General features: G+C 72.2%; 13 protein-coding genes. 3 read left to right on the top strand and 10 right to left on the bottom strand.

Annotated features, from left to right (window positions below):
- Positions 1 to 2: 2 nt before the first annotated feature.
- From ACX25U_RS18020 to pdhA, 3 genes are read right to left on the bottom strand one after another with little or no spacing between them, the layout of a single operon-like run.
- Positions 3 to 1415, bottom strand: a complete 1413-nt coding sequence (locus tag ACX25U_RS18020; RefSeq protein WP_454393314.1) for a dihydrolipoamide acetyltransferase family protein — start codon at positions 1413 to 1415, stop codon at positions 3 to 5.
- Positions 1416 to 1426: 11 nt separating this feature from the next.
- The gene (locus ACX25U_RS18015; RefSeq protein WP_454394346.1) at positions 1427 to 2392 is read right to left on the bottom strand and encodes an alpha-ketoacid dehydrogenase subunit beta; all 966 of its coding nucleotides are present in this window, start codon (positions 2390 to 2392) and stop codon (positions 1427 to 1429) included.
- Between the two features lie 32 nt (positions 2393 to 2424).
- Positions 2425 to 3621: a pyruvate dehydrogenase (acetyl-transferring) E1 component subunit alpha gene (pdhA, locus tag ACX25U_RS18010; RefSeq protein WP_454393312.1), complete on the bottom strand. Its 1197-nt coding sequence runs from the start codon at positions 3619 to 3621 to the stop codon at positions 2425 to 2427.
- A 529-nt stretch (positions 3622 to 4150) separates the two neighbouring features.
- Between pdhA and ACX25U_RS18005 the strand changes: the two genes are divergently transcribed.
- The gene (locus ACX25U_RS18005) at positions 4151 to 5167 is read left to right on the top strand and encodes a phosphotransferase (protein ID WP_454393310.1); all 1017 of its coding nucleotides are present in this window, start codon (positions 4151 to 4153) and stop codon (positions 5165 to 5167) included.
- A gap of 16 nt (positions 5168 to 5183) precedes the next feature.
- On the opposite strand, the gene ACX25U_RS18000 is transcribed toward ACX25U_RS18005, so the two are convergent.
- Entirely contained in the window at positions 5184 to 6791 is a 1608-nt protein-coding gene (locus ACX25U_RS18000) for a protein kinase domain-containing protein (RefSeq protein WP_454393309.1), read from the bottom strand.
- 341 nt (positions 6792 to 7132) lie between these two features.
- Between ACX25U_RS18000 and ACX25U_RS17995 the strand changes: the two genes are divergently transcribed.
- Complete coding sequence (locus ACX25U_RS17995; protein WP_454393307.1) at positions 7133 to 8785, top strand: protein kinase domain-containing protein; 1653 nt, start codon at positions 7133 to 7135, stop codon at positions 8783 to 8785.
- Positions 8786 to 8859: 74 nt separating this feature from the next.
- Here ACX25U_RS17995 and ACX25U_RS17990 read toward each other — a convergent pair whose 3' ends face one another.
- Positions 8860 to 9399, bottom strand: a complete 540-nt coding sequence (locus tag ACX25U_RS17990) for a bacterial proteasome activator family protein (protein WP_454393305.1) — start codon at positions 9397 to 9399, stop codon at positions 8860 to 8862.
- Between the two features lie 66 nt (positions 9400 to 9465).
- Positions 9466 to 10023, bottom strand: a complete 558-nt coding sequence (locus tag ACX25U_RS17985) for a PadR family transcriptional regulator (protein ID WP_454393303.1) — start codon at positions 10021 to 10023, stop codon at positions 9466 to 9468.
- Positions 10024 to 10101: 78 nt separating this feature from the next.
- Here ACX25U_RS17985 and ACX25U_RS17980 point away from each other — a divergent pair, with 78 nt between their 5' ends.
- A complete protein-coding gene (locus ACX25U_RS17980) occupies positions 10102 to 10626 on the top strand; it encodes a hypothetical protein (RefSeq protein ID WP_454393301.1) in 525 nt (174 codons plus the stop codon).
- Positions 10627 to 10921: 295 nt separating this feature from the next.
- Here ACX25U_RS17980 and ACX25U_RS17975 read toward each other — a convergent pair whose 3' ends face one another.
- The 4 genes from ACX25U_RS17975 to ACX25U_RS17960 are packed head-to-tail and all read right to left on the bottom strand — an operon-like array spanning position 10922 to position 15368.
- Positions 10922 to 11902, bottom strand: coding sequence for an NAD(P)H-quinone oxidoreductase (locus tag ACX25U_RS17975; RefSeq protein ID WP_454393299.1), 981 nt, complete (start codon positions 11900 to 11902; stop codon positions 10922 to 10924).
- A 39-nt stretch (positions 11903 to 11941) separates the two neighbouring features.
- Positions 11942 to 13042, bottom strand: coding sequence for a potassium channel family protein (locus tag ACX25U_RS17970; protein WP_454393297.1), 1101 nt, complete (start codon positions 13040 to 13042; stop codon positions 11942 to 11944).
- Positions 13039 to 14391: a molybdopterin molybdotransferase MoeA gene (locus ACX25U_RS17965; protein WP_454393296.1), complete on the bottom strand. Its 1353-nt coding sequence runs from the start codon at positions 14389 to 14391 to the stop codon at positions 13039 to 13041. The genes ACX25U_RS17970 and ACX25U_RS17965 overlap by 4 nt, the downstream gene beginning before the upstream one ends.
- Positions 14391 to 15368 (bottom strand): NTP transferase domain-containing protein, encoded by a 978-nt coding sequence (locus ACX25U_RS17960; protein ID WP_454393294.1) that lies wholly within the window; start codon positions 15366 to 15368, stop codon positions 14391 to 14393. The genes ACX25U_RS17965 and ACX25U_RS17960 overlap by 1 nt, the downstream gene beginning before the upstream one ends.
- Between the last annotated feature and the right edge of the window lie 22 nt (positions 15369 to 15390).

Below are 15390 nucleotides of genomic sequence, written 5' to 3'. Positions count from 1 at the left end.
CGTCACGCCCAGGTGATCAACCGCTTCGGCTGTTCCAGGATCGCCGCCACGTCCGCCAGGACCTTCGAGCCCAGCTCGCCGTCGACCAGGCGGTGGTCGAAGGAGAGGGCCAGGGTGGTGACCTGGCGGGGCTTGACCTTGCCCTTGTGGACCCACGGCTGGAGCTTGATCGCGCCGACGGCGAGGATCGCGGACTCACCGGGGTTGAGGATCGGTGTGCCGGTGTCGACGCCGAAGACGCCGACGTTGGTGATCGTGACCGTGCCGCCCTGCATGGCGGCGGGAGACGTCCTGCCCTCCCTCGCCGTCGTCACCAGCTCGCCCAGCGCCTCCGCGAGCTGCGGGAGCGTCCTGGCGTGGGCGTCCTTGATGTTCGGGACGATCAGGCCGCGCGGGGTGGCCGCGGCGATGCCCAGGTTGACGTAGTGCTTGACCACGATCTCCTGGGCCGCCTCGTCCCAGGAGGCGTTGATGTCCGGGTTGCGCTTGATGGCGACCAGGAGGGCCTTGGCGATCAGCAGCAGAGGGCTCACGCGCAGGTCCGCGAACTCCTTGTCCTGCTTCAGCTCCTCGACGAGCTTCATCGTGCGCGTCACGTCCACCGTCACGAACTCCGTGACGTGCGGCGCGGTGAACGCCGAGCCGACCATCGCCGCCGCCGTCGCCTTGCGGACGCCCTTCACGGGGACGCGGGTCTCGCGGGCCGTGTCGTACGACGGCACGAGTGCCGGGGCCCGGGTCACCGGGGCTTCCGCCGGCGCCGGAGCAGGAACCGGCGCCGGCGGCGCGGCCACCGTCGCCGACACCGCCGCGTGCACGTCCTCACGCGTGATGATGCCGTCCGGGCCGGACGGGACCACCGTCGCCAGGTCCACGCCCAGGTCCTTGGCCAGCTTGCGCACCGGCGGCTTCGCCAGCGGACGGGGCTTGGCCTCGGGAGCGGCGGCGGGGGTGCCGTGGCCGTTCAGCTCGGCCTGGATCGCCGTCGACGCCTGGGGGACCGCGACCTCCGGGCCCTTGCGCGGGCGGCGCTTGGTGGCGGACGTCGAGACGCCGTAGCCCACCAGGACCGGCTGGCGGCCCTCCGCCTTCGGCTCCGGGTCCGCCTTCGGCTCGGCCGCCGGGGCCTGCGCCGGGACCTCCGCCGGCGCCGCACCCGCCACCTCCACCGCGATGATGGGCATGCCCACGTCCACCGTGGTGCCCTCGGCGAAGTGCAGCTCGCGCACCACGCCGTCGTAGGGGATGGGCAGTTCGACGGCCGCCTTGGCCGTCTCGACCTCGCAGACCACCTGGCCGTCGGTGACCGTGTCACCGACCTGGACGTACCACTTGAGGATCTCCGCCTCGGTCAGACCCTCGCCGACATCCGGCATCTTGAACTCGCGCACGGACGCTTCGGTCATCGTCGTCACGAACCTCTCCCTCAGTACGCCAGCGAGCGGTCGACGGCGTCGAGCACGCGGTCCAGGTCCGGCAGATACGTCTCCTCCAGGCGGGCCGGCGGGTACGGCGCGTGATAGCCGCCGACCCGCAGCACCGGAGCCTCCAGGTGGTAGAAGCAGCGCTCGGTGATCCGGGCGGCGATCTCCGCGCCGGAGCCGAGGAACACCGGTGCCTCGTGGACGACCACCAGGCGGCGGGTCTTCTCCACCGACGCCTGGATCGAGTCGAAGTCCAGCGGGGACACCGAGCGCAGGTCCAGGACCTCCAGGGACTTGCCCTCCTCGGCGGCCGCGGCGGCGACCTCCTGACAGAGCTTCACCATCGGGCCGTAGGCCGCCAGGGTCAGGTCCGTGCCCTCGCGGACGACCCGTGCCTTGTGCAGCGGGCTCGGGATGGCCTCCGTGCTGACCTCGCCCTTGTCCCAGTAGCGCCGCTTGGGCTCGAAGTAGATCACCGGGTCGTCGCTCTGGATGGCCTGCTGCAGCATCCAGTACGCGTCCGACGCGTTGGAGGGGGAGACGACCTTCAGGCCCGCCACATGCGCGAACAGCGCCTCCGGCGACTCCGAGTGGTGCTCGACCGCGCCGATGCCGCCGCCGTAGGGGATGCGGACGACGACCGGGAGCTTGACCTTGCCCAGCGAGCGCGCGTGCATCTTCGCCAGCTGCGTGACGATCTGGTCGTACGCCGGGAAGACGAAGCCGTCGAACTGGATCTCGACCACCGGGCGGTAGCCGCGCAGGGCGAGACCGATCGCGGTGCCGACGATGCCGGACTCGGCGAGCGGCGTGTCGATGACCCGGCTCTCGCCGAAGTCCTTCTGCAGACCGTCCGTCACCCGGAACACGCCACCGAGCTTGCCGACGTCCTCGCCCATGACCAGGACCTTGGGGTCGGACTCCAGGGCACGGCGCAGCGACTCGTTGATCGCCTTGGCCAGGGCCATGTTCTTCAATGTCACAGCCTCCGCTGCCATGCTCAGACCCCCTCTGCGTCCGCGAACGACGCCTGGTAGGCGGCGAACTGGGCGCGCTCCTCGTCGACGAGCGCGTGCCCGTCCGCGTACACGTTCTCGAAGATGGCGAAGTGGTCCGGGTCGGGCATCGCACGGACCGCTTCGCGCACTCGCTTGCCCAACGCTTCGCTCTCGGCCTCGAGTTCCGCGAAGAATCCCTCGTCCGCGTGGTTTGCGGACTCCAGGTGGCGGCGAAGGCGCAGGATCGGGTCCTTCGCCTCCCAGGCCAGGCGTTCCTCGTCGCCCCGGTAGCGGGTGGGGTCGTCGGAGGTGGTGTGGGCGCCCATGCGGTAGGTGTACGCCTCGACCAGGGTGGGGCCCTCGCCGCTGCGGGCACGCTCCAGCGCCCACTCGGTGACCGCGAGGCAGGCCAGCACGTCGTTGCCGTCGACGCGGACGCCGGGGAAGCCGAAGCCCCGTGCACGCTGGTAGAGCGGCACACGGGTCTGCTTCTCGGTCGGCTCGGAGATCGCCCACTGGTTGTTCTGGCAGAAGAACACCACGGGGGCGTTGTAGACCGCGGAGAAGGTGAAGGACTCGGCCACGTCGCCCTGGCTGGAGGCGCCGTCGCCGAAGTAGGCGATGACCGCGGAGTCGGCGCCGTCCTTGGCGATGCCCATCGCGTAGCCGGTGGCGTGCAGGGTCTGGGAGCCGATGACGATCGTGTAGAGGTGGAAGTTGTTGCTGTTCGGGTCCCAGCCGCCGTTGTTCACCCCCCGGAACATGCCGAGCAGGTTGGTGGGGTCGACCCCGCGGCACCAGGCGACGCCGTGCTCGCGGTAGGTCGGGAAGACGTAGTCGTCGTCGCGCAGCGCCCGGCCGGAGCCGATCTGGGCGGCCTCCTGGCCGAGCAGCGAGGCCCACAGGCCCAGTTCGCCCTGGCGCTGCAGGGAGGTGGCCTCGGCGTCGAAGCGACGGGTGAGCACCATGTCGCGGTACAGACCGCGGAGCTCTTCGGCGGTGATGCCGGCGACGTACTTGTCGTACTCGGCGTTCTTGACGCGCTTGCCCTCGGGCGTCAGCAACTGCACGAGTTCGGGGTCGGCGCCCTTCTTGGCGCCGGCGCGGCCCCTGGTGCCGGCGGCTTTCGTACCGGTCGAACCGGCCTTGCTTCCGGCGCTGCGTCGCGGTGTGCGCGCGGCAGTGCTCTCCACGGTCACGTGTGCTCCTCCGTCGGTCCGGCCCCCGGGGTTGCCGGTAGGCCAGTGCGGCTCACCTGTTCCGGACCACGGGGCACGGGGTGGGTGCCACTCGGCCGGGAACAGGCGTGACAGGTGCCCCGGCGAGCGCCCTGCAGCAGTCACGTTACCCAGTGCTCCACATTTCTGGGAAACCCCCTCTGACCTGCGCGTTTCCTTGGGCTTCCAAGTATTTTCGCTTGGACGTCCAAGTACCGCGCCGGGCGTCGGGGGCAGCCGCTGGTCACAGCCGTGCAGAGGGGCCGGAACACCGGCACGTTATCCCGGTCACCCCTGAGTCGGGAAGGGTTGACGAGTGGCCGGAACTGCTCTGGATGGAGGACACCGCCGGGTGACGGGCGCGTCGGCGAGCGGCGCGGGGAAAGAGCGGCACCGCGACCTGATGTGACCGAAAGCGACTACCGATGACTTTCTGTGATAACGCCCAGCTCACAGCCTCCTCCGGTGCCCTAGCATCTGGCGCGTGCCGCGCCCTTGTGTACCACCCCCCATGCCCCACGCGCCCCCTCTGAGCGCCTTGCTGCGCCAGTACGCCGCCGGTTCCGCCCTCACCTGCGAGCCGGTCGACCAGGGCCTGCTCAACCGCGGCTACCGGCTGTGCACCACCCGCGGCCGCTACTTCCTCAAGCACCACTTCGATCCGGACACCGCCGACCCGGCCGCCATCGCCCGCCAGCACCGGGCCACCCAGCGCCTGGCCGACCTCGGCGTCCCGGTGGCGCCGCCGCTGGCCGGCCGCGACGGGCGCACGGTCGCCGTCGTCGGCGGCCACGCCTACGCCCTGCACCCCTGGATCGACGGCCGGCACCGCCACGGCGGCCAGCTCACCACGGGGCAGTGCGCCCGCCTGGGGGTGCTGCTGGGGGCCGTGCACGCCTGTCTGGAGCGCGTGATGCCACCCAAGGGGCGTACCCGCCCCGCCGCGAGCCCCCACCCCGTGGAGAGCGCCGATCCCGCCGACACCTTCACGCTGATCGACGACCTGCTCGCCCACGTCCGCCGCCACCGCCCCGCGGACGCCTTCGACGAACTGGCCCGGCACCGGCTCCTGGAACGCCGGGCGCTCCTGGAACGGCACGCCGACCGGCGTCCCCCGCCCGGCGGCCCGGTCGGCTGGGTGCACGGCGACTTCCATCCGTACAACCTGCTCTACAAGGGGGACGCTCCCGCCGCGATCGTCGACTGGGACCGGCTCGGCGTGCAGCCGCGCGCGGAGGAGGCGGTACGCGCCGCCGCGATCTTCTTCGTCCGGCCCGCCGGCACCCTGGACCTGCCGAAGGTCAGGGCGTACGCACGCGCGTACCGCCGCGCGGCCGGCGTCACGCCCTCGGAACTCGCGGCGGCCGTGCACCGCGTGTGGTGGGAGCGCCTGAACGACTTCTGGATGCTGCGCTGGCACTACGAGCGCGGCGACACGCGCGCGGACCCCCAGTTCCCGGCCGCCTCGGCGCTCGCGGTGTGGTGGACACGGGAGTACGGCGCGGTGTGCGGGGCGTTCGCGGAGTGAGCGGCCCGGGGAGGAGTCAGCCGTTCCCCGGGTTCCCCGCCCCTCCCTGGGACGTACCGCTGCTGTCGCCGCCGTTGTCACCCGCCCCGTCGGTCGGGCCGCTTCCCGTGTCCTGGGGCGGCGGCGGGGTCACCGGCTCGGACGGGGTGTCGGTGGGCTGCGGGTCGGACGGTTGACGGGAGGGCTGGCCGCCGGACGGCTCGGACGGGGTGTACGACGGCCGGTAGGACGGCGTGTAGTTCCAGTTGCCCCTGCCCGAGCCGTTGCCCCGGCCCGTGGACGTGTCCGACGGCTGGTCGTTCGAGGTGTCGCTCGGAGTGGCGCTCGGCTCCCGGTCGTCCGTGGACGGCGTACTCGTGGGCGACTGGGTGGTGCCGGTGCCGCCGCCGGTGCCGGTGTCGCCGGTCTTGTTCAGCGCCAGCGCCACGCCCGCCGCGACGGCGATCACCGCGAGCACGGCGAGGATCCACAGCTTGCCGCGGCCACCGCCCCTGTTGCCGTACCCCTCGAAGCCGCCGTCGTCGCGGTTGCCGTACCCGGCGGGCAGCATCGGCTGCGGGATCTGCGTGGTGCCCGAGCCGGGGTCGCCGGCGTGCGGCATCACGGTCGTACCGGCGAAGCCCGCCGCCGGAGCGTGCCGGCCGTCGTGCATCTCCACCGGGCCGGTGTTCCAGGTGCCGGTGTGGCCGCCCTGGTCGTACAGCATCTGCAGCCCGTACTGGATCAGGCCGCGCATCTCCTCGGCCGTCTGGAAACGGTCGTCGGGCTCTTTGGCCAGCGAACGCATGACCAGGCCGTCGAGCTCCGGCGGGCAGGTGCCGTCGGCGACCTGGGACGGAGGCACCGGCATGTCCTGGACGTGCTGGTAGACCACCGACAGCGGGGTCTCACCGGTGAACGGGGGCCGCAGCGCGAGCAGTTCGTACAGCAGACAGCCCGTCGCGTACAGGTCGGAGCGGTGGTCGACGGCCTTGCCGAGGGCCTGCTCCGGGGAGAGGTACTGCGGGGTGCCCATGACCATGCCGGTCTGCGTCATCGTCGTGGACGCACCGTGCAGGGCGCGGGCGATGCCGAAGTCCATCACCTTCACGGCGCCGTTGTCGGTGATGATGACGTTGGCGGGCTTGATGTCGCGGTGCACGATGTGGTGCTGGTGCGAATAGGCCAGCGCCTCCAGGACACCCGAGACGATGATCAGCGCCTGCTCCGGGCCGGGTGCCTCGGCGGTGAGCAGCAGGTCGCGGATGGTGCGGCCCTCGACCAGCTCCATCACGATGTACGGCACGGCCTGGCCGCCCACCTGGTCCTCGCCGGAGTCGTACACGGCGACGATCGCGTGGTGGTTGAGCCCGGCCACCGACTGGGCCTCGCGGGTGAAGCGGGCCTTGGAGACGGGGTCCTCGGCCAGGTCGGCACGGAGCAGCTTGACCGCGACGGTGCGTCCCAGACGCACGTCCTCGGCGGCGAACACCTCGGCCATGCCGCCCCGGCCGAGTCTGTGCGTCAGCCGGTACCGGCCGTCGCCGACCAGGCCGCCGTTGCCCCACATCTCCGGCGCGTCCGACATACCGCCGCCAGTCGCCTCGGGGTCGGACGGGCCCTGGGCGCGCTGCTGCTGTGCCATCAGTCCTCGCCGTCGTTTCTGCCCGCGGTGCGCGCGGTGTTGTCACGGTCTCCGTCGGCCACGCTACAGGCTCCGCGCAAGCCGCCGGTCCAGGATCGTGGTGGCGGCCGCTGCGGAAACCGGCCCGAGACGGACCGGCCATGAAACCCCGCGCGGGTACCGCCGTGCAAATTCCGTGTACCGGCCGTACGCCTGCTGTAACGCTTCCGCGACGGTTCCTTCGCTTACGGTCACGGAACGGGCACCGAGCTTGACGTGTCGGTGCCCTGGGGCAGACTTGGCCGGGAATGACTCATTCGATCAACGAGGGCGCCCGACGGCCCAGCGGGGGACACGGAAACATGAGCCAGGACGGCGCACACGGCCGCTACGCGGGGCTGGCACTGGCCGGCGGCCGCTACCAGCTGCGCGACCTGCTCGGCGAGGGCGGCATGGCCTCGGTGCACCTCGCCTACGACTCCGTGCTCGACCGTCAGGTCGCCATCAAGACACTCCACACCGAGCTGGGCCGGGAGCCGGCCTTCCGCGAGCGGTTCCGCCGCGAGGCCCAGGCAGTGGCGAAACTCACGCACACGAACATCGTCTCGGTGTTCGACACCGGCGAGGACACGCCGTCCATCAGCGGCTCCGCCGCGGGGAACGGCACGCCGATGCCGTACATCGTCATGGAGTACGTCGAGGGCCGCCCCCTGGGCTCGATGCTGGAGGAGGACATCCGGCGACAGGGCGCGATGCCCGCCGACAAGGCCCTGAAGATCACCGCGGACGTGCTCGCCGCGCTGGAGATCAGCCACGAGATGGGCCTGGTCCACCGCGACATCAAGCCGGGCAACGTGATGATGACCAAGCGCGGTGTGGTCAAGGTCATGGACTTCGGCATCGCCCGCGCCATGCAGTCCGGCGTGACCTCGATGACCCAGACCGGCATGGTCGTGGGCACCCCGCAGTACCTGTCGCCGGAGCAGGCCCTCGGCCGGGGCGTGGACGCCCGCTCCGACCTGTACTCGGTCGGCATCATGCTGTTCCAACTGGTCACCGGACGGCTGCCGTTCGACGCGGACTCGCCGCTCGCCATCGCCTACGCACATGTGCAGGAGGAGCCGGTCGCGCCCTCCTCGGTCAACCGCTCGCTGCCCCCGGCGGTGGACGCGCTGGTCGCCCGCGCGCTGCGGAAGAACCCCAACGAGCGCTTCCCGAACGCCGAGTCCATGCGCGACGAGTGCCTGCGTGTGGCGGCCTCCTTCCAGGCGGCCCCGCCCAGCATCGTCCCCGGTGCCCGGACATCGAGCGGCGCGGGCGTCGGCTCCGCCGTCTTCCCGCCCGTCGACCAGGCCACCCCCGCCTCCGCGGGCAACGTGCAGACGCCCTACCAGCCGACCCCGGCGCCCAACCCGTACAGCACCGGCATCCCGCCCCAGGGGTACGGCTACCCGCAGCAGGCCGGCTACCAGACGCCCGCCGCGTCGCCGTACGCCCAGCCGGCGCAGGCTCCGACCCCGCCGCCGTACACCGTCCCGCTCCAGCACACGCCCGGACCGGGCGGCGGCAGGAGCAACAAGCCGGTGATCATCGGGTCGGTCGCCGTCGCCGTCATCGCGGTCGTCGGCCTGATCGCCGCGCTGGCCCAGAGCAACGGCGACGGCAACGGCGCAGGGGGCGGCGACAGCACCACGACCGCGCCCCCGTCGGTGGTCGAGGGCCACCGCGGGCCGGACAAGTCGAAGACGATCGACGTGAACGAGTGCAAGGAGCCGCGGAAGTCGTACGACGACCCGGGCAAGGTCCGGGTCCCGGACTTCCGGTACAAGAACCTCGATTCGGTCAAGGAGTGTCTCCAGGCCGCGCGCTGGAAACTGAAGAAGAACGACTTCGACGAGAACACGTTCGGCAAGGACACGGTCATCAACCAGTTCCCCGCAGCCGGCACGGACATCGACCCGAAGAACGCGCCGGAGATCCAACTCGACGTCTCGACCGGCAACCCGCAGTCCTGAAAAGCAGTCATGAGAAAGGGCCCGGCAGGATACCGCCGGGCCCCACGACTGGGACATGGGACGACTTCAGGACCTCAGAGGTACGGCCCGCCCTGACGGCCTCCCGTGCGAGGGTCGTCGCCGCCGTCGTGGCCGAGGCCCGGGGGAAGGGCGCGGCGCATCTGCTCCAGCTGGGCGCGAGCGGCCATCTGCTGGGCGAACAGGGTCGTCTGGATGCCGTGGAAGAGGCCCTCCAGCCAGCCCACCAGCTGCGCCTGGGCGATCCGCAGCTCGGCGTCGCTGGGGGTTCCCTCGTCGGTGAACGGCAGGGAGAGCCGCTCCAGCTCCTCCACGAGCTCCGGCGCCAGGCCGTCCTCCAGCTCCTTGACCGAGCTGGCGTGGATCTCCTTCAGCCGGTTCCGGCTCGCCTCGTCCAGAGGGGCCGCGCGCACCTCTTCGAGGAGCTGCTTGATCATGCTGCCGATCCGCATGACCTTCGCGGGCTGCTCCACCTGTTCCGTCACCGGGGTCTCGCGGGAGTCGTCGCCCCCACCACCGCCGAGCGCCATGCCGTCCTGGCCCACGACCAGGATCTGCGGATTCTCCGGCGACCGTTCGTTCCTCGGCATCTCCATGCCGCCATTCTCTCGCACCCGTGCGTCCCCTTTCGTGGTGCCCCCCGCACGGGGTGATCCACCACGTCACTTCTCCGCCCGTGCGTCCCTTTGAAGGTCCAGGCGCAGCAGACGGGCCTCGCAGTGGTCCAGCCAGCGGGCCTCCGCCTCGGCGTGACAGACCTGCTGCTCCAGAAGCAGCAGGCGGGCCACTTCGTCGGGGCTTTCGGGATGGTGCGACAGCGCTTCGGCCCGCTGCCGCACGTAGTCGTGCAGCGTCTCGGAGACGCGCCGGCGCTGCGCCTCGAGGATCTGCCGCACGTCGACGCCGGGCGTCCCCACCGCCAGCACCAGCTTGATCGCCAGCTCGTCGCGCGGCGGGCCGGCCCGCTCCACCGGCCGTGCGTACCAGGCCCGCAGCTCGGCGCGGCCCGCCTCCGTCAGCGCGTACAGCACCCGGCCGGCCTCGTCCACGCCCTCATGGGCGACCATGCCGTCGCGTTCCAGACGGCCGAGCGCGGCGCAGACCCGGCCGATGCCCGGCGGCCGGGCCGACCCCGTGCGTGCCGCGAACTCGGTGCGCAGCCGGGAGCCGTGACGGGGGCCGTCCTCCAGGAGCGCCAGCAGCCCGTGATGTATCGACATAAACGGATTGTGCAGTGGGTTCGCCCCGGCGGCCGATCACGGAATGCCGGATTGGGCCAGTGATGTGAGTGTTGTTGCGTGACTCCATGGCTGCGCGTTCTGCTGCGCGCGACGGGGCTGCTGATCGTGCTGGGAGCGGCCATCCTGTCCGGCGGTTCCGCCGCGGCGTACGACGCGGTGTCCACGCCCTCGGACGCCACCGCGTCGTCCCACGGGCACTCGGCCTCGGTCCCGGCCTCGCCCTCCGCCGGCCCTCCGCGGCACGGGAGCCGGCCGGGTGTGGGACGGGGGCGGCCGGGGCGGCCGCACCGGCGGGAGACGAAGGCGGGGAGCGACGACACGACAGGACCGGGGGAGGACGACGGCAGCAAGGACCCCGGGAGCGCGAGCGGCAGCCCGGAGGTGACTCCCGCTTCCACATCACCGCAGCAGGCCGCCCCCGTGACGTCCGGGCCCCCGGACAGCCCTGCCCCCGTGCCCGTCCCGCGGCCCGGTCCCGAGACCGGGCCCATGCTGCGGATACTGCCCCTGGGCAGCGGGCTGGTCCTGATCGGCCTCGGCCTCGGGCTCGCGTTCATCGCCCTCCGGCTGCGCCGGGACTAGGGCCTGCCCGGCGGATCATGCCGCAGACACGGGGTCCGGCACGCACTCCCCCAAGATCTTCGAGCAGGGGGACCCCCAGCGGCGTTGTCGTCGGTTGCCGACTCCCCCGAGCTCTCGGCTTCGCTCGAGCAGGAGACCCCCATCGCGTCGACGCCCTCCTCCGCCTTGCGGCTGCACGCTCCCCCAAGCTCTTGAGGAGCAGGGGAACCCCCATCGCCCCCGCTCACCCGGGCCGACGGCCGACCGCCGATTTCCCGCGACTTGATCCGCCGGACAGGCTCTGGGCCCACGAAGGTCAGGGCGTCACCAGGAGCACCTTGCCGATGTGGCCGCTCTCCTCCACGAGCCGGTGGGCGGTCGCGGCGTCGCTCATCGGCACTTCCCGGTCGACGACCGGCCGGACGTGGCCGTCGGCGAGCAGCGGCCAGACGTGTTCGCGTACGGCGGCGACGATGGCCGTCTTCTCGTCGAGCGGGCGGGCGCGCAGCGAGGTCGCGCTGATCGCGGCCCGCTTGCTGAGCAGGGCGCCGATGTTCAGCTCGCCCTTGGCCCCGCCCTGCATGCCGATGATCGCGAGCCGGCCGTTGACGGCGAGGGCCCGTACGTTGCGGTCCAGGTACTTGGCGCCCATGTTGTCGAGGATCACGTCGGCGCCGGCCCCGTCCGTGGCCCGCCGGATCTCCTCGACGAAGTCCTGCTCGCGATAGTTGATCAGGATCTCGGCGCCCAGTTCGGCGCAGCGCTCGAGCTTCTCCTTGGTGCCCGCGGTGACGGCGACCTTGGCGCCGACGGCCCGGGCGAGCTGGATCGCCATGGTGCCGATGCCGCTGGAGCCGCCGTGCGCGAGCAGCGTCTCGCCGGGGCGCAAGTGGGCGATCATGAAGACGTTGGACCAGACGGTGCAGGTCACCTCGGGCAGCGCCGCGGCCTGCTTCAGGTCGACGCCCGCAGGAACGGGCAGCAGCTGACCGGCCGGAACGGCGACCTTCTCGGCGTAGCCGCCGCCTGCGAGCAGCGCGCACACCTCGTCGCCGACGGCCCAGCCGGACACACCGGGCCCGAGCGCGGCGATCCGCCCGGAGCACTCCAGGCCGGGATAACGGGAGGCGCCGGGCGGAGGGTCGTAGAAGCCCTGCCGCTGCAGGATGTCGGCCCGGTTGACGGCACTGGCCGCCACCTCGACCAGCACCTCCCCCTCGCCGGGCACCGGGTCCGGCACCTCGTCCCACACCAACGCCTCGGGTCCACCGGGTTCGGGAATCGTGATCGCATGCATGGGGCCGACGCTACTGCCTCCCTCGTTCCGAACCCGTCCTCAGTCCTGCGGAAGCGGCCGTGTGTCCGGGGTGACCTTCGTGTCCGGCGTGGTCCGGACGATGGTGATCAGGCGGTCGGTCAACTGCAGCTCCCGTACGGACGGGTCGTCGTAGCCCAGCACCCGGTGCCCGCGCAGGACGCTCACCACCAGGTCGTCCATGTCCCGCGGATCCTGGCCCACCTCGGCCTTTATGACGGGCCGTTCGACGATGTCCAGACCGCTGCCCTGCTGGATGAGGTCCTCCAGGACCATGCTCGCGGCCGGACTGAGCACGGACAGCCCGAGCAGCCGCCCCGCGGCGCTCGCGCTGGTGACGACGGCATCGGCCCCGGACTGCTTGAGCAGCGGCGCGTTCTCCTCCTCCCGCACCGCCGCGACGATCTTCGCCGCCCGGTTGAGCTGCCGGGCCGTCAGTGCCACCAGCACGGCCGTGTCGTCCCGCTGGGTCGCGATGATGATCTGCCGCGCCCGCTGCACCTCGGCCCGCTTGAGCACCTCGCTGCGGGTGGCGTCTCCGACCACGCCCGCGTAGCCCTCCGCCGTGGCCGCGTCGATCACCTTGGAACTGGGGTCGACCACGACGACCTGCTGCTTCTTCAGTCCGGCCGCACAGACGGTCTGGAGGGCCGACCTGCCCTTCGTGCCGAATCCGACGACTATGGTGTGATCGCGCAAAGCGGACCTCCAGCGATTCAGGCGCCATTCCTCACGGGTGCGTTCGGTGAGGACTTCGAGCGTGGTGCCGACCAGGATGATCAGGAAGACCACACGCAGCGGCGTGATGACGAAGATGTTGGTGAGCCGAGCGCTGTCGCTGACGGGGGTGACGTCGCCGTATCCGGTGGTGGAGAGGGTCACCGTCGCGTAGTACGCCGCGGTGATGAGGTCCATCGGGGCGTCCCTCCCGCTGTCCCGGTATCCGCCACGATCGGCATACACGATCACGATGGTCACGCACAGCACCAGCAGCGCGAGGGCCAGCCGTTTGCCGACTTGACGTATCGGTCGCTCCACCAGTTTCCGCGGGAGCTTCACCCGATGGGTCACGAGATGTTCGTCCGCCTGGCGGGCGATCGCGTCATGGCCCGGAAGTTTCACGTGAAACACACCCCGATCCCGGCGGCGGCCCAGGGCAGATCGAGGAGCTCGGCCTCCTGACCCGGCCGGGCGCCACCCGGTGGTACGACGGCGAGGGCATCGGCCGCCGCGACACCGCGCAGCATCGCGGGACCGTTGTAGTGCAGCGGGACGGCGTGGTCGCCGCGCAGCACGACCGGCACGAGCCGGGTGTCGTACGGATGCCCGTGCACCGCCTCCCGCAGTGGCAGCGTGTACGGCTCCGGGGCCGGGCGCGCGGCCAGCGTGCGCAACAGGGGCTCGGCGAGCGTCAGCAGGCCGGAGACGGCCGCGAGCGGGTTGCCGGGCAGACCGACGAGATGCTGGTTCTCCTTGGTGCGGGCCAGCAGCATGGGGTGGCCGGGGCGCACCTCGACGCCGTCCACCAGCAGCTCGGCACCGATACGGCGCAGGGTGGGGTGGACGTGGTCGACCGGTCCGGCGGCGGTGCCGCCGGTGGTGACGATCACATCGGCCCCGGACCGGGTGACCGCCCTGTGCAGGGCCTTCGCGTCGTCGCCGATCCGGCGCACGGTGGTGACCTCGGCGCCCAGCGCCCGCAACCAGGGCGGCAGCATCGGGCCGAGCGCGTCCCGGATCCGGCCGTCGTGCGGCAGGCCCTCGGTGAGCAGTTCGTCGCCGAGGATCAGGACGTCGGCACGGGGGCGGGGGACCACGGTGAGGGTGTCGTACCCGGCGGCCGCGGCGAGACCGAGCACGGCCGGGGTCACCAGGGTGCCGACGGGCAGCAACTGGTCTCCGCTGCGGCACTCCTGCCCGCGCGGGCGGATGTCCCTCCCGTGTCCGGCCTCGCTGGTGGCGTGCAGTCTGCCCTTGGCGTCCGTGCGGCCGTGCTCGCTGCGCAGCACGGCGGTGGTGTCCTGCGGGACGCGGGCACCGGTCGCGATCCGCACCGCCTCGCCGTCGGTCAGCGGCTCGGGCTCGCCGTGCCCGGCCAGGACGCCCTCGCCGCGTACGTCCCAGGGGCCTGGACCGGCGACCGCCCAGCCGTCCATGGCGGAGGTGTCGAAGGAGGGCAGGTCCGTGAGGGCGGTCAGAGGCGCGGCCAGGACCAGGCCCAGGGCGGCGTCGAGGGGCGCCGGGACGGGGGTGCGGCGGGCACCGGCACGGACCGCGCGGGCGGCGGTATCGCGGGCCTGCGGCCAGGGGACGGCCCGGTGGCGGGCCTCCGGGGAGTGCGGGGCCTGCGCGGGGCGCGGAGCGGTGCCGTTGCCGGGAGCGTGGCCGTTGCCTTCGTTCACGAGGGCGAGCGCCTCCTCGACGTCCAGATCCTCGGCGTCCTCGCCGACCTGCGCACCACGGACGGTCATCAGGCGTCCGGGCGGGTGTCGGGCGTGGCGTCGGGAGCCACGTCGGGCCTGCCGGTGCGGGGGGTGCCGGCGGTGTCCGCGGTGTCCTCGGTGTCCTCGGTGTCCTCGGTGTCCTCGGTTTTCTCCTCCGCCCAGCGCCGGGCGAGGGCAGCGGCCTTGCGGGCGGCCTCGGCGACCGCCTCGGGACCGCCCTTGCCCCGGGCGGCCGCGTAACCGACGAGGAAGGTGGTCAGGGGTGCCGCGGGCCGGTCCACGCCGTGGGCGGCCTCGCGGGCGAGGTCGAGCAGTGCGCGGATGTCGACGTCCAAGTCGATGCCCAGCTCGTCCTTGACTGCGGAAATCCATTCATCCAACACGTGCCCATGCTCCCTGATACGTGCCCTGGCGGTGGCGATGTCGTCCCAGGTGTCGCAGTCGAAGGAGGCGACGTGGTCGGGGACGCGGACGAGGTCGAGCGCGGCGGTCAGCCGGCGCAGCGGCAGCCCGGTGAGGGCGCCCTGTGCGCCGTGTGCCGCGCGGTCCTCGGTGAGCGCCGTCAGTTCGCGGCGCAGCGCGTGTGCGCGGTAGGCGGCCACGAGCGGCTGGTCGCGGCCATCGGCGTCGGTGAGCAGCGCGCCGTCGGCCTCACCGGCGTGCAGGGCGCTCAGCAGCCGCCGTACCGTGGCCGGTTGGAGGAACGGCAGGTCGGCGGAGAGTACGACGACGTGGTCCGCCGTGGTGTGGCGCAGCCCGGTGTCGAGTGCGGCGAGCGGGCCTGCGCCGGGTGGTTCCTCGCGTGCCCAGCGCACGGGCCGCGCGGTGGCGCGGGGATCGGCGACCACGACGGTCGTGCGCGCGTCGGCGCAGGCGGCGAGCACGCGGTCGAGCAGGGCACGGCCGCCGACGCGCACGCCGGGCTTGTCGGCGCCGCCGAGCCGTCGGGCGGCTCCCCCGGCGAGCACGACGGCGTCGTAGGAGAGGGACTCGTAGGCGGTCACCCCCCGAGTATGCGTCCCGCCC

The organism is Streptomyces sp. JNUCC 63 (assembly GCF_054366325.1).
The sequence above is the reverse complement of the archived record's forward strand: the minus strand, read 5'-3'. Positions and strand labels throughout refer to the sequence as shown.